Genomic DNA, 15,072 nt, shown 5'->3' with positions numbered 1-15,072 from the left:
ATATCCCAAAGGACGCTCTTCATGCACTCAACAGTAAAACTTTTTACATCGTTGACTTCATTGATTGTTGTCGCACTCAGTCTCGCTGCATGCACGACTGTCGAGCCTCACTCTCTTGAAAAAAGTGAAACAAAACCGACTGAGCAAAACTGGACAGTTTACGAAGATTCTCTCGAAAACAGAGAATTAGTGAACAATGCATTCCTACAATACCAGCAAGTAAAAAAGGACCATGGGAAAACTGTAAGGCTAAATGGAATAGATCTATTCTATCTTGAATGGGGAGACGAAACAGGAACCCCATTGATATGGTCACACGGTTATTCAAGTCGATCATTTGAACTTATGAAAGTCGCCGACAGATTGGTGGCCGCTGGATATCGGGTTATCGCTTTGGACAATCGAGGACATGGCGATACGCAAGTGAGCGATTACAATTTTTCGCTGTCTCATATTGCAGACGATATTAATGCTCTCATGGATGAACTCAAAATAGAAAAAGCCATCATCGGTGGGCTTTCTTTGGGGGGCTCCGTCACAACGACATTCTACGATCATTACCCAGAACGAGTACTTGCTTTAATCCTTGAAGATGGTGGCTCAGACCATATTCAATCGCGTATTGAAAAGCATTATCCTTACCTCAAAGACCTAAAAATCGGATATGGCCCCGATAGCAGCAAAGAATACTCTAGTCGTTTCGAGGCATTTCAAGGAATTGCTAGGCTTTATCAATCAGCATGGCAGCAACCTCTTCCCCTCGACCTCTATCCCATACTCGCCAGTCAAATTGTGGAAGCGGAGCCAGGTGTATTTAGATTGCATCATAACGGCCTGAAGCTATGGGGAGAAGGCACATCGGCTTTGCGAAACCCAAGTAAAGCACACGAATTACCCCTGCTGCATCAGTCTTGGAGACGCGTTCACCCCCTAATCACGTATCGTAATTTACATGTTCCAATGCTGATCATAGACCCTGTTGATGATTTTAATGATCTATCAGAGCAAAACGAACGCCTAAGAAGTCTGCATCCAGACCTGATTACTGTGTTGGATTACCGAGATACTCCCCATGCTGCACATCCGTTTAGGCCATCTTGGTTTGTACGAGATCTTACCAATTTCCTGCACAACATAAGCAATTAGAGGAATACAAGCCCCTTCAGATCCTTAGTTATAGAATACAAAAAAGTTAGCTACTCTTTCTCTCAATCAATAATATTTAGTCATTTCATTTTCTAAATACTTGTAGTTCGAAACATCAAACACGACTTTTAACCAAAGTCTGTTGTCTGAAATGAACTCTCGTGTGCTTTTGATCTATCTTTTTTTGAATGATGAATGCCATAATGCTTTGGTAACTTTTACGGAGTTGTGTCGTGGATAAATTTCGCGCAATGCAAACGTTTATTGCAGTCGCTGAGAGCGGAAATTTTGCCGAAGCCGCGCGTAATCTCAATATAAGCGCCCCTTCTGTAACTCGATTGGTAAACGAATTAGAAGCAGAACTCGGCGTTTTACTTCTCAACAGAACAACTCGCCATGTTGTTCTTACAGACATCGGAAAAAACTATCTAAGAGATATCCAAGATTTACTGTCAGACATGCAATATGCTGAAGAAAGCGCTAGAGGGGCAAACAACATCACTTATTAGACCATTGGTAGCAGCCATTAACCGAACTGGCAAAGCTCCATGAAAGGTCACTCCGCAATATTCAAGACACTGATGCCAAAATTAAACTTTTCTGCGAAGAAAATGTAAAACACCAAGTTGAATCTTTTGGAACTAACCCAATTGTTCGAATTACTTGAAAACGTGGACAAAACCTATCGATCCATGGATGGATTTATTCCATATGGGATGGACTGATACGGAACCTAGACCCGAGTATTTCACGATCAACTCACTCTTCAAGAATTCCTCGAGCGTAGAATCAGTTTTTTCAATTTTCATGGCTTCAGATTTGGAGTAATTCAAACTAGTGTTCTATTCAATACTTTGTTCCACTTCATAAAGAGATACATTATGAAGAAAATTCTGTTTTGCGGCTCATTAATTCTAGCTTCGTCATGTCAAAATAACACTATGAAAACCCACCCCATCAAAGAGACCCAACCGATAATTATCGCGCACCGTGGAGCTAGTGGTTATTTACCGGAACACACATTAGAAGCTTATAAGCTAGGTATTGAGATGGGTGCAGATTACATCGAACCTGACCTGGTGCTTACAAAAGATGGTGTATTTGTTGCGCGGCATGAAAATGAGATAAGCACAACAACGAATGTCGCCGATCTCGCCCAATTTAAAGATCGTCATACAACAAAAACCATAGAAGGTGTTGAGCATACCGGGTGGTTCACGGAAGATTTTACATTTGAAGAACTTAAAACTCTAAAAGCAAAAGAACGTTTACCTAAAATCAGACCCGACAACGCAAAGCACGACAATAAATTTGATATTGTAAGGCTTGAAGAAATAATTTTGTTTGCAAGAGAACAGAGCAAAATTCACGGTCGAAACATTGGTCTTTACATTGAATTGAAGCACCCCAAATATTTCAATGAGATCAGCTTGCCGATGGAAGATAGATTCTTATCTGTTTTATCCGAAAATGGCCTCAATTCGAAAGACGCAGACCTTCCTGTGTACATTCAATGTTTTTGGCCAGAACCACTCATATACATGAAGGGCAAAACCATCCATCCTCAAATTTTCCTGATGTACTCAGAAGCGCCCGATCAATCGGTTTTAGAATCGGTGGGAGTAAAAAATTGGGAGGAAAGCTATACGATTGAAGGGTTTGAGAAAATTTCTGAGTTTGCGGATGGAGTGGGCCCTTGGACTGGGTTAGTCTTTCCAGAAGGAAAAAGTAATCAACGCCAGAATACGTCTGAATTCATTGAGAATGCACATAAAGCAGGATTAAAAGTTCACCCTTGGACTTTGCGTGCGGAAAACGTTCATTTACCAGTAGCCTACCGTTCATCTGCTGATGCGGATAACTCAGTTTCAACCCAAGGCGATCTTTCCGCTTTTACGACAGATCTGATAAAAGCCGGAGTTGATGGAGTATTTACAGACCACCCCGACATTGCCGTCAGCGCTAGAAAGAAAGCTGCTAAGTAGCTACAATTCTAATACCAATCATTATAGATGGATGCCGGCACTTGTTGTTTAAAACTAAGTTATCGCTTGTTCAACTAATGCTCGAACGAAAACCAGTCATAACTAAACATGTTTATCAATGTTCTCTATCAAACAAGTCTTTCAACTTCGCAGCCTGCCGACTCGATAAATTAGGCTTCTTTATTTCCGGCAACAAAATTCTCAAGATTGCTCCTAACTTGCAAGAATATCTTTCATCCACGCAAGAAGAAGTACCTATAGCGACTTTCGGAGGCAGCCACTCAAACCACATTAGAGCATTTTCTGCAGTCACTTATGCTCTAAGATTAAATTCTCTTGTATTTTTGAGAGAGAGCCCCAACGGACACCATATTCCTCTGAAGGACCTCGCAACCAGAAAAGGTTGCAAAGTTATGCTGCTTTCTCCTGAAGAGTACAAACACCGTGAAAACAATGCTTTCATAAATAATCTAAAGTCTCAACATGGCCATTTTTATTTAATGACTGAAGGCGGGACTTCTCCCTCTTCTGTAAAGCATTTATCAAATGTGTTTTCGCAAATGGAAACATCAGAATTTGACCACTCAATAGTTCCTGTTGGAATGGGGGGAACTATAGCGGGCCTTGCTTCAGGGATGGGGAGCAAAGTCTTGGTCATTGGCATTTCCTCAGTGAAAGCAGACAAATCCCTCAATCATCGCGTCCGCACAGCACTTATCGATGCTGACCTACACGACCATTACAATTGGGAAATAAGCTATGACTATCACTTCGGAGGCTTCGGTAAGGCAAAGCCAGAATTAACAGAGTTTGCCATAGGTTTTGAACAGCAAACTGGGATAGAATTGAACCAGACTTACACGATGAAATCCGCGTTCGCGATGATCGACCTGATGAGAAAAGGGAAAATCTCAAATGTGCTATGGATGAACACCTATAATCCTAATTAACTTGCGCCAGGAATGTCCATAATAGAAGTGTCTTTAACTTCTTCCATTACTGGAAAACTGATTGTTTGATGCACATTCGGTAACTCAGCAATTACGTCTCCAAGCAGTTCTCTGAATTCAGTCATATCGGCGGTTCGTATCTTCAGTAGGTAATCATATCCACCAGATAGCATGTGACATGACATTACTTGAGGTACTTCTAGTACAGCACTATTAAAAGACTCTAGGGCTTTCCTACGTGTACTTTCTAATTTAACCTGCACGTAGACTAGATAGCTTTGTTGTATCTTTTGAGGATCAAGTTCAGCACGGTATCCTTTTATGTACCCCTTGCGCTCCAAACGTCTGAGCCTTTGCAAACATGGACTTTTTGTTAAATTTACACATTCAGCAAGGTCAACAATAGATATTCGTCCATCCTTTTGAAGCACTTTCAGAATATCCCTATCCTTCTGGTCTAAAAATTCACTCATACCTTCATTCTCAACCTATTATTTCTATATTACTAAATATAATAGAACAATATTTCCAAAAAATCAACAAATACAGCCACAATTACTTTTGTTTCGCGGTAAAATAATATGCAGTGAAAACCGCATCTTTAGGGCCATTTGCGATGAACGTGGAAGCAATCAACCAAAATTCAGAAAAAACCAATTCGAACAAATCATTAATTGGCATAAAAGCACAAATGGCAGCTCAATATACTGCTCCTGAACAACAAGTTATTGAGGAACTCAATAGTATTGCGTCTTTAACATCCGAACAGCAAAGAAACATCACCGCCCGAACAATTGAACTCATTAAAGATAGTCGAAATCAAGCGGGCAATGGATCACTGTTCGATCAATTCTTGCAAGAGTACGGATTATCGACGGCTGAGGGTGTAACCTTAATGCGCCTCGCCGAAGCGTTAATTCGTACGCCCGATTTTTCAAACTCCGCTATGCTTGTAAGAGATAAGCTTGGTTCTGGTGATTGGGATGCACACATAGCAAATTCATCTTCCATGCGTGTAAATTTGGCTACAGCAGGAATGCAGCTTTCTTCCTTTTGGATAAATAAAACTGGTGGTGTAAACGCATCAAATCTACTCGCCCGGCTCGGAGACAAGGTACTTCTGACAGGCATTGAGTATGCAATGGGAGTAATGAGTGGTCACTTTGTACTTGGAAACACAATTGCGAAAGCTCTTAAAAAGTCCAAGTCTTTTCATAAACAAGGCTACACCTTTTCCTACGATATGCTCGGAGAAGCTGCGCATACTTCTGGAGATGCAGAACGATACTTTCAGGCCTATTTACGCGCCGCTCACTCTATCCAGAAATCCCTACACAAAAAAAACAATATCAAATCTGCGCCCAGTATCTCTGTAAAGTTATCAGCACTCCACCCTAGATATGAGCTTTCTCAGAAACACGATTGCGTTCCGCAGCTAACTGAAAAACTGGTTCAACTCGCCCAAATAGCGACGACAGGGAATTTTGGTCTAACAATTGACGCTGAAGAATGCGATCGACTCGAAGTCTCACTCACAATCATTGAATACTTGCTGAGACGACCTGAACTTAAAGATTGGGATGGCTTAGGCATAGTTGTCCAAGCATATCAAAAACGAGCGCCCCAAGTCATCGAGTGGCTAAGGGAAATTGCGCAATCTACAAACAACAAGCTATCCATTAGGCTAGTTAAGGGTGCCTACTGGGACATGGAAATCAAACGGGCCCAAGAGCTAGGTTTATCAGATTATCCAGTCTTCACACGAAAAGAGAACACGGATCTGTCATATTTAGCTTGCGCTAAACTTCTATTTTCTGCTCCTGAATGGATCTATCCTCAATTTGCAACTCACAATGCCCAAACTGCGGCCTCAATAATTGAACTAGCTCCATCCGGCGTAGAATATGAATTTCAACGACTTCATGGCATGGGCCCTGAACTGCACACAAACCTTATGAAAATGGCCAATGTGCAAAGCCGAATATATGCTCCGGTCGGTCAATACAAGGACTTGCTACCCTATCTAGTCCGTAGATTATTAGAAAATGGTGCAAATAGTTCATTTGTGAATCAAATGCTTGATCCAGAAGTTCCAGCTGAGGATTTGGCCACAAGCCCATTTGATTTAATCAACAAAAACGCTTGTGCTGCTCATCCAAAAATTCCTCTTCCTACGGGGCACTTGGGACCAAAGCGAGATACCTCCAAAGGTTGGGATTTTACTCAGGAAAACACTGCCTTAGAATTGGAAAAAACGCCCCTTCTTCCAATTCCATCACGCGTTAGTTCTATTATAAATGGTCTGGAAGTGGACGGTGAAGAAACACCTGTCATTTGTCCATCAAGTTTTGAAACACAAATATCCACTGCCAATTTCGCAAATAGCCAAGACGCCTTAAACGCTATTGAAAACTGCGAGAAATCAGACTGGGCAAATGTATCTCCGAAAGAGCGAAGCAAACGTTTGATGAAAGCGGCTTCATTGCTTGAAGAAGAAGCAGATTCATTCTTTGGATTATGTGTTAAAGAGGCTGGAAAATCACTGCCAGATGCTATTGCTGAAATCAGAGAAGCTGTAGATTTTTGCCGATATTATGCTGTTGAAGCACAACAAACATCACACACTTCAAGAAGACCACTCGGAACCGTTGTTTGTATCTCCCCCTGGAATTTTCCATTGGCCATTTTTATTGGTCAAATTACTGCAGCGTTAGCTATGGGTAATACAGTAATTGCCAAACCTGCAGAAACAACACCTGTCATTGCGTACAACGCCGTTAAATTGCTTCACCGAGCCGGCATCCCGACTAACGCACTCCAACTCATTTTAGGCAAAGGTTCTAAGGTTGGCGCAACGCTAACATCTTCAGACAAGGTACATGGAATTTGTTTTACGGGCTCAACCAATACCGCGAAACTTATCTCCAAAACACTTGCCGACAATGGACGTCCCAACACACCGTTGATCGCCGAAACCGGCGGCATGAATGCCATGATTGTGGATTCCACTGCGCTTTTGGAACAAAGTGTTTCCGATGTAGTTTCTTCCGCTTTTCAAAGCGCAGGACAAAGGTGCTCTGCATGTCGTATCGTTTGTGTGCAAGACAGTATCGCTGACGATTTCATCACAATGCTTTCTGGCGCAATGGATCTCCTCAATACTGGGGACCCCGCACAATTATCAACAGATGTAGGACCAGTTATTGATCAATCAGCCTTCACAATGCTGCGGTCTTACATTGGAGAAGGCAAATCAAAATGGACAACCATTGGTGAAACTCCTCTATTTGAAAATGCCCACAACGGATTTTACATCCCTCCAACGGCTTTTGAGATCCCTTGTATTTCGGAGCTTAAGGAGGAAAAATTTGGACCTGTACTTCATATTGTTCGCTATTCAGCAAACAAACTCGGAGATCTAATCTCAGAAATTAACGCCCTAGGATACGGGTTAACTATGGGAGCACACACACGTATAGATGCACGTGTCGAAAACATTGCTGCTCAAGCCAAAGTTGGAAACCTCTATATTAACCGCAACCAAATCGGAGCAGTTGTCGGAGTTCAACCTTTTGGAGGCGAAGGCTTATCGGGTACTGGGCCGAAAGCTGGTGGCCCCCTTTATCTATTGAGACTTTCTCAAAAGGAAGCTGTAAAGCCTCACGAAAATAATGACGCCCCATTAGACAAAACATCATCTCCATTTGACGCTTCTATTCTATCAGAAATACGCAAAGAGCTCAGCATTTGGAGTGTGGAGAAAGCGAAATCCATCGTAAACTTCAACATCAAGCTTCCAGGCATAGAGACACACCTGCCAGGACCAACTGGTGAAAGCAACACTCTCTCGATTCATGCTAGGGGAATACTTGTTTGTTACGCTGAAACGCCAAACAACCTTCAAGGTCAATTTGAAAAAACTCTCTTAACTGGAAATGGGATAATTGTAGCAATTCCTGAAGCACTAAGACCATTCGCTACGGAATTAAAAAATAAGTATTGCAATCTCGGTATTCCGAAGAAACTTATCAATATTCAACCGGATAATCAGTTAAATAACATTCTTGCGCAAGATATTGATGGAGCCGTTATAGATGGGAAATATTCCCAATCTGTTGCCGATTATTTGTGCCGCAAGGAGGGCCCAATTTTGCCCTGCCTGTCACTGCAAGACGATATCGAAAGATTTGTTATTGAACGTACCGTTACAATTGACACGACCGCTGCTGGCGGAAACGCATCATTACTTGCTATGTAAAAAAAGGCCCAACGGTTTGAAATCGCTGGGCCCAATTACTCACAATTTATAGTGCTATTTTCAGCCCGAAGCGGTAATTCCGGCCTCTAGCTGGAACCGTATCTTTCAACACAGAGGTAGCGTGTCTAATTTCATCATCAGTCACATTTCTGATATCGAAAAAGATTTCAGCATTCTCAACCGGCAGCCCAAACTCAGATAGTCGAAGTCCTGTTTTGAGGTCCAGTTTAGTATATCCACTTGTGTCCAGAAAACCTTCGCCAGAACGTGTTTGCGCACCTGCAATAGTGACATCAGTGCCAGCAAAGAATTTACCCCAATCTGCTTCAAGGCCAACCTTCATTGTTAATGGTGGAATAAGCGGCACATCTTGGCCGTTATCTAATTCTGCTCGAACATATTCTAAGCTAGTGCTTGCATTCCAATCAGCATTTAACAGCGAGTCTGAAATACTGTGTTCGATGATGAACTCACCACCCCAGAAATCTGCATCTTCTTGAGCAAATCCAACAATTGGTAATTCATCCAACTCATCGACGATTTCACCACCTTCAAGTGCAGTTGTCGGCGTGAGGTAGATAAAATCACTGAATTGATTAACAAACAAATTCAGCCCAATCCTAGTTTGGTCTGTTCTCCACCGAACTGCACCTTCAAAATTCACTACAGACTCTTTATCAAGCGTAGCGTCACCTATTTCATATTGAGAAGTAGCCAGGTGAGGTCCGTTTGCAAACAATTCTGATTCGTTGGGTGCGCGCTCAGAATATCCAACTTGTGCGCCTACAAACCAACTTTCTCCTAAGTGTTTATGTGCGCCAAACGAGACATTGAACAGATCAAAATCTCTTTTCCCTTGCACATCATTTTCAAGTTCAATCTTTTCAAAACGAGCCCCACCCTCGATTGCTATGATATCGTCCCATTCACGTAATTCATATGCAAATAATCCAAAGCTTTGAGTACTTGTTGGTGTTATAAATGCTTCAGCTCCGTCAGCTGCAAGTTCTTTGTCCAAATACTGAAGCCCCCAAGAACCTTTAAGGTCACCAAAAGCATGACCAAGCTCTACGCGTGCTTCGGTTCCCTCATTCGTGAACTTAACGCCCACTTCATCGGGACCTTCAAACTCCAAATGTTCATAGTCTGAGTAAGACGCTGAAACGATAAGTTTGGTGAAGCCCGTTTCACCGAAATTCAAACCACCGCGCAAATCAAAGCGTGTTTGCTCAAGGTCAATAAACGGCATCTCTTCTTCGCCGTGTTCATCTTCCTCGTGCTCATGCTCATCTTCATGGTCTTCATCTTCCTCATCATCGTGATGCTCATCCTCGTCACCGTGAGCGTGTGAGTGACCAGGAATTCCGTATTCAGAAGTTGTGTGACGTACTGCAGCACCAAAGAAAGCGGTATCTCCAACCCAACTTACCCCACCAGACAACGTGTCCGTCTTCAGGTAGGAGTTTTCAAGCGTATCCCGCATTTCTTCTTCGTGTTCATCCTCGTGCTCATCTTCATCATCATGATGCTCGTCTTCTTCATGAGCCTCACTTGCACGAAGACGGTCTGACTCAGCAAAGGATGGAATGTCATAGTTTTCATAGTCGCGCATTGAACCAGACAGAGAGAATACAAAATCGCCCACCGCAAACTTCGCATTTGCCGCGACTTCGCTTCCTTCGTTGACACTATTGTAAGCAGAATAAAGTCCACCTGAGAATGCTTTTTCAGGTTTCTCTTCTACTATAAGGCCATCAATAACATTAATAACTCCACCTATTGCTTGGCCACCATATGAAAGTGCAGCTGGACCTCTGAGGATTTCAATAGCCTCTGCGTCAATACCATCAGCAGCAACTTGGTGATCAGGAGAAGATGCAGATACATCAACAGTACCCAATCCGTTGTTCAATACTAATACGCGTTCCGCACCTAAACCACGAAGAATTGGACGACTAGCACCAGCTCCAAAATGAGACGTCGCTACACCTGGCTGAGAATCTAAAGTCTCACCTAATGTCCCACCTAATGTATCAAGAATATCTGAACGGTCTAAAGCACTGGCATTTGATACCAATTCGCTAGCAACACGGTTTGGGCCTGCGCCAGAAACAATGATCGTATCTTGTCTGGATATGGCATCTTCCGCCAATGCAATTTGGCTAGCCGAAGCCAGCAGCATGGTCGCCCAAATAGGCGTTAATTTATTGGGTGTCATAGTCTTATCTCTACTCTAACAGAGTTATTCAGGAATTTTTTTGGATTCAAACTAAATCAGAAGGTGGTCCGCGTCCTCGAGAAGCTCTCTCATACGGCCAACGAATTGCATTAATATCAGGTTCTGAAACTGGATTTTCTAGAAAAATAAAATCAGCAAAAACAAAGATATAAGAAGATCTAGAAACAACAAAATCATCTTCCTGTAAAACATGCACTTCGCACATTACACATTCGTGTTCATGCGGATGATCGCTGTGCTCTGAATCGTGAATTATCGATGCTGTTTGCACAAACACAAACACCGCCGCTAGCACTATCCAGAGCCGGTTAATCGATTTCATTAAACAGAGATCCAGTAACAATCATTACAACAAAGTTGTTACTGTATAACATTTCATGATTTCAAAATACAAGAATGATTATGTGCTTTTTCAACCACTTTTAAATATAATTGGATATGATATCTCATTTGAGAATTGTCTTCTCAATCCAAAACAGGAATTGGCAACCCCCTAAGCTAGGCGATCCGAGAGGATCATGTCTGCAGCTTTTTCAGCTATCATGATCGTTGGAGCATTCGTGTTTCCACCTATAAGGGTCGGCATTATAGAAGCATCAACAACACGTATATTCTCCACGCCTTTTACCCTCAAAGAAGGGTCTACAACCGACATATCATCTCCCCCCATTTTGCATGTTCCCACTGGATGATAAATAGTATCCGACCTTGAACGAATGAACTCTTCCCATTGAGAATCCGTTTCAATTCCTTGAGTCAGTTTATCCTCTTTTAGATAAGGTTTCATTGCTGGTGCAGACATAATGTCTTTGGTCAACTTTGCGCCTTTGATCATAACCTTTAGATCACGCTCATCGCTCAGAAATCCAGGATCAATTAGTGGGGCATCATTAGGATTTGATGATCCTAGCTTTACATTTCCACGCGAGTAAGGGCGCAACTGACAAACGTGACAAGAATAACCATTTCCCCAATGCAATTTCCTACCATGATCATCAACAACAGCGATAACAAAATGCAGTTGAATATCCGGTTTATTCAAACTGTTATCAGTTTTTAAAAATGCGCCTCCTTCGGCCATAGGGCTAGATATCAAACCGCCCTTTCCAGCCAACCATTTCACAAATTCTCGACCAATTTTAAGGGACGGCATAACACCTATTCCAAAAACATCAGCAGACTTCGATGAATATGCGAGAGTTGTATCTAAATGATCCTGCAGGTTTTCGCCTACACCGGGCAAATCATGGACGACATCTATTCCTAAGTTGAATAACTCTTGGCCGTTCCCAACTCCGGACAACATCAAAACCTGAGGTGAATGAAAAGCTCCACCGGATAAGAGCACTTCGTTTCCAGCGAAAACTTCTTGCACTGTTCCTTTTTGCTCAAATCTTACACCAGTTGCAACTTTGCCTTCAAACAGTATTTTGTGGACTTTTGCACCGGTTTTTACTTCCAGGTTTGGCCTATTCATCACTGGGTGCAAATAGGCCGCAGCAGCCGAACACCTTTGGCCATTTTTCTCATCATCGAAAAACTGGGTAACCTGATAAACGCCCATTCCTTCTTGATCGGAACCATTGAAATCGTTGTTAGTCGGAAATTGTAATTCGTTTCCAGCACGAACAAATGCGTTAGTAATTTCCCTTGGCTCTCTCTGATCGCAAACGGCTAATGGTCCTGAATTTCCATGAAGACCATCAGTACCACGTTCGTTCCGTTCAGCTTTTTTGAAATATGGAAGTACATCTTCGAAAGACCAGCCTGTACAGCCTAACTGAGCCCATTCATCGTAATCTGTTTTATGTCCTCTGACATACAGCATAGCGTTGATCGCACTTGAGCCACCTAGCGCCTTACCTCTGGGTTGAAACCCCGTTCTGCCATTAAGCCCCTTTTGAGGAACCGTTTTTAATGCCCAGTTATTGATGGGAGGTTTTCCCCGTACCATAGCAACGATACCCGCAGGCGCTCTCACAAACACGCTTTTACCAGCGCCACCTGCTTCTAACAAACACACTCTGTTTCTAGGGTCTTCAGACAAGCGCGATGCCAACACACAACCGGCTGATCCACCACCAACGATAATGTAATCAAATTTGCTCATCAAAACCCCACTCAACACGAATTGTTCAAACCACATGACAGCATGCGCTTAATGCACTTTATAGAAAGTGGTGAACACAATTTTACGAACTGTAAACATCACGTTGCGTCATTTGACTTCTCTTCGCAATTGCAGCATAAGCCGTCGCAGATGGTGCTTTTTATACGAAAGCTAAGAGGGAAGTTGGTGAGAATCCAACACTATACCCGTAACTGTATACCAGAAGCGGATGATCATTAAGTCACTGAGAGTGTAACGCCTTGGGAAGACGATCATCAGCAAAGATCGGTAAGTCAGGAAACCTGCCATCGCATCGTTCGTCTTAGGCTCGGGAAGAGGCTTGGAAGGCGGAAGAGCGTGCCTCTTCTTTGTAACGATAAATCAAATAGCTTGGCCGTCTGCCTCCAACAGAGGAAGCCAATCATATCGTTATAAAAAGCGCTCTTTCAGACGGCGAAGTGCTTTGGACTAAAAGTTATGAACTATAAAACAGCCCTCCTCAGCGCAGCTGCAGCGACCCTACTGCCGGCTGCTATCGCCCAAGAAGCTGACGTTGACCAATCCACACAAGACACAATTTTGGTCACAAGCACACGTGCACTATCCATAGAGGAAGTTACATCTAGCTTCTCTATAATTGATGCAGAAGCTCTCAATCTTCGAAACTCAACCTTGATAGCAGATCAGCTACGTCTAGTTCCTGGTTTGGGAATTTCCAGAGCTGGCGCACAAGGTGGCCTCACTCAAATTCGTGTTCGCGGCGGTGAAGGAAACCACACAATGCTTCTAGTAGATGGCATTGAAGTTTCTAGCCCAGTTGGTGGAGAAACCAACTTTGGTCTTTGGTCTGGTTTGAATGTAGACCGCGTCGAAATAGCTCGCGGTGAACAATCATCCATTTATGGTTCCGGTGCTATTGGTGGGGTTATCGCTGTAACGACTGATCGTGACGCTCAAGGCGGCGAAGGACAAATCGAAGTTGGCTCATTCGATAGCTATCGTGGAAACGTAAACATTTCCGGCAATAATGATCTTGGAAATATTGGTTTCAATGCATCTACATTCAAATCAGATGGCGTAGATACATCAGGAAATGGTGGTCAAAAAGATGGTTCCCAAGATCAGGCCTACACGGTTTATGGGTCACTTTCACCGTCAGACAATTGGGAATTGTCCAGTCTTCTTGGTTATAGAAATGCAGAAGTAGATTTTGATTCAGATACCGATTTTGATGGCTTTCTAAACGATGTAGATCGCTCTAGCGAAACTGATCAGTATATAGTCGGTTTTGCTTTGGAGGCTGACGCAGCCGGGATCAAACACAATGCCCGTGCAAGCTTCAACCAAGTTACAATCAATACGCAACATGATGGTGTTTTTCAAAATGAAACTGACGGTAAACGCTATAAACTAGCATACCTGCCATCATACAAATTCGGTTCTGCCCTTAAGTCCGTTACAGTGACTGGTATTCTGGACTGGGAAAAAACGGAATATGAACGTGTTGATACAAGCACAGCTTTTGGTGACCCGAACCAACAGCAAGACTTCAAAACACTAGGCTTTGGAACAGAAGTTCTAACTCGTCTGCATGACTTTATTTTAAACGCATCTATCCGCCGTGACGACAACCAAGACAAGTTTGAGGATGCAACGACTTGGCGTGTTGGTGCTGCCTATAACCTACCAATTGACGGTAAAGTTCGCGCTAGCGTGGGAACAGGTGTTAAAAACCCAACATTTACTGAGCAGTTTGGTTTCACCCCAGCAAGTTTTGTCGGAAACCCTGATCTAAAACCTGAAAAATCTCAAAGTTGGGAAGTAGGCTATGATCAAATATTGGGCCCCATCACAGCCAGTTTGACATACTTTGAAGCTGACCTTGAAGACGAAATCTATACAAGTTTCTCCTTCAACCCAGACACATTTGCATTCAATTCAACTGCACTGAACAGAACCGGTGACAGCTCTCGTTCTGGTGTTGAGTTTGCACTTGATTGGCAAATCATGGATTCACTAAATTTAACCACTGCTTTTTCTGATATCACATCAGAAAATGATTCTGGAGAAGATGAAATCCGCGTACCAGATCAAACAGCAAGCCTATCTCTGGGCTGGCAGTCTGAAAACATCGATGGTCTAAGAGCAGGCTTGGCAATTGACTATGTTGGGGAACAAAAAGACAAAAATTTTGGTACTTTCCCAGCAACTGATGTCGATTTAGATGCTTATTCGCTTGTGTCAGCGAATGTAGAAATTCCAGTTTCAGATAGACTATCAGTTACTTTGCGAGGCGAAAATCTTCTTGACGAAAAAGCTCAAGATATCTTCGGTTACCACTCGACTGGAATCGGTGGCTTTGTTGGTCTCCGTTTGAGGTAGTA

General features: G+C 42.8%; 10 protein-coding genes and 1 riboswitch. Of the genes, 6 read left to right on the top strand and 4 right to left on the bottom strand.

Going from position 1 to position 15,072, the window contains the following annotated elements; translation table 11 throughout:
* The first annotated feature begins 21 nt into the window (after positions 1–21).
* From F551_RS17090 to F551_RS17480, 4 genes are all read left to right on the top strand, one after another.
* Positions 22–1,146, top strand: coding sequence for an alpha/beta fold hydrolase (locus tag F551_RS17090; RefSeq protein WP_018996440.1), 1,125 nt, complete (start codon positions 22–24; stop codon positions 1,144–1,146).
* 233 nt (positions 1,147–1,379) lie between these two features.
* Positions 1,380–1,655: a LysR family transcriptional regulator gene (locus F551_RS0105220; protein WP_018996439.1), complete on the top strand. Its 276-nt coding sequence runs from the start codon at positions 1,380–1,382 to the stop codon at positions 1,653–1,655.
* A 372-nt stretch (positions 1,656–2,027) separates the two neighbouring features.
* On the top strand, positions 2,028–3,131 hold the full coding sequence (locus tag F551_RS0105215) for a glycerophosphodiester phosphodiesterase family protein (RefSeq protein WP_233355210.1): 1,104 nt from the start codon (positions 2,028–2,030) through the stop codon (positions 3,129–3,131).
* 413 nt (positions 3,132–3,544) lie between these two features.
* The gene (locus tag F551_RS17480; protein WP_233355209.1) at positions 3,545–4,081 is read left to right on the top strand and encodes a hypothetical protein; all 537 of its coding nucleotides are present in this window, start codon (positions 3,545–3,547) and stop codon (positions 4,079–4,081) included.
* Here the strand turns inward: F551_RS17480 and F551_RS0105205 are convergent.
* On the bottom strand, positions 4,078–4,554 hold the full coding sequence (locus F551_RS0105205; protein ID WP_018996436.1) for an Lrp/AsnC ligand binding domain-containing protein: 477 nt from the start codon (positions 4,552–4,554) through the stop codon (positions 4,078–4,080). The genes F551_RS17480 and F551_RS0105205 overlap by 4 nt on opposite strands.
* A 113-nt stretch (positions 4,555–4,667) precedes the next feature.
* Here F551_RS0105205 and putA point away from each other — a divergent pair, with 113 nt between their 5' ends.
* Positions 4,668–8,339: a bifunctional proline dehydrogenase/L-glutamate gamma-semialdehyde dehydrogenase PutA gene (gene putA, locus F551_RS0105200; protein WP_233355208.1), complete on the top strand. Its 3,672-nt coding sequence runs from the start codon at positions 4,668–4,670 to the stop codon at positions 8,337–8,339.
* Between the two features lie 46 nt (positions 8,340–8,385).
* Here the strand turns inward: putA and F551_RS0105195 are convergent, their stop codons facing one another.
* The 3 genes from F551_RS0105195 to F551_RS0105185 all read right to left on the bottom strand — a co-directional run bounded on the left by F551_RS0105195 (position 8,386) and on the right by F551_RS0105185 (position 12,688).
* Complete coding sequence (locus F551_RS0105195; protein ID WP_018996434.1) at positions 8,386–10,557, bottom strand: TonB-dependent receptor; 2,172 nt, start codon at positions 10,555–10,557, stop codon at positions 8,386–8,388.
* 46 nt (positions 10,558–10,603) lie between these two features.
* A complete protein-coding gene (locus tag F551_RS0105190; protein ID WP_155825769.1) occupies positions 10,604–10,900 on the bottom strand; it encodes a hypothetical protein in 297 nt (98 codons plus the stop codon).
* A gap of 171 nt (positions 10,901–11,071) precedes the next feature.
* The gene (locus F551_RS0105185; protein WP_033404661.1) at positions 11,072–12,688 is read right to left on the bottom strand and encodes a GMC family oxidoreductase; all 1,617 of its coding nucleotides are present in this window, start codon (positions 12,686–12,688) and stop codon (positions 11,072–11,074) included.
* A gap of 133 nt (positions 12,689–12,821) precedes the next feature.
* Positions 12,822–13,012: riboswitch (cobalamin riboswitch) on the top strand.
* Positions 13,013–13,165: 153 nt separating this feature from the next.
* On the opposite strand from F551_RS0105185, the gene F551_RS0105180 reads away from it, so the two are divergent.
* Complete coding sequence (locus F551_RS0105180) at positions 13,166–15,070, top strand: TonB-dependent receptor plug domain-containing protein (protein ID WP_018996431.1); 1,905 nt, start codon at positions 13,166–13,168, stop codon at positions 15,068–15,070.
* The last annotated feature ends 2 nt before the right edge of the window (positions 15,071–15,072 follow it).

It is taken from the genome of Hirschia maritima DSM 19733, from assembly GCF_000378345.1.
GTDB lineage: Bacteria > Pseudomonadota > Alphaproteobacteria > Caulobacterales > Hyphomonadaceae > Hirschia > Hirschia maritima.
This window is presented reverse-complemented; position numbering and strand designations above follow the sequence as displayed.

Coding starts and splice junctions, on each gene's coding strand:
- F551_RS0105195 (WP_018996434.1), bottom strand. CDS start 10,557: ATGACACCCAATAAATTAACGCCTATTTGGGCGACCATGCTGCTGGCT.
- F551_RS0105205 (WP_018996436.1), bottom strand. CDS start 4,554: ATGAGTGAATTTTTAGACCAGAAGGATAGGGATATTCTGAAAGTGCTT.
- F551_RS0105185 (WP_033404661.1), bottom strand. CDS start 12,688: ATGAGCAAATTTGATTACATTATCGTTGGTGGTGGATCAGCCGGTTGT.
- F551_RS0105215 (WP_233355210.1), top strand. CDS start 2,028: ATGAAGAAAATTCTGTTTTGCGGCTCATTAATTCTAGCTTCGTCATGT.
- F551_RS17090 (WP_018996440.1), top strand. CDS start 22: ATGCACTCAACAGTAAAACTTTTTACATCGTTGACTTCATTGATTGTT.
- F551_RS17480 (WP_233355209.1), top strand. CDS start 3,545: ATGCTGCTTTCTCCTGAAGAGTACAAACACCGTGAAAACAATGCTTTC.
- F551_RS0105180 (WP_018996431.1), top strand. CDS start 13,166: ATGAACTATAAAACAGCCCTCCTCAGCGCAGCTGCAGCGACCCTACTG.
- F551_RS0105190 (WP_155825769.1), bottom strand. CDS start 10,900: ATGAAATCGATTAACCGGCTCTGGATAGTGCTAGCGGCGGTGTTTGTG.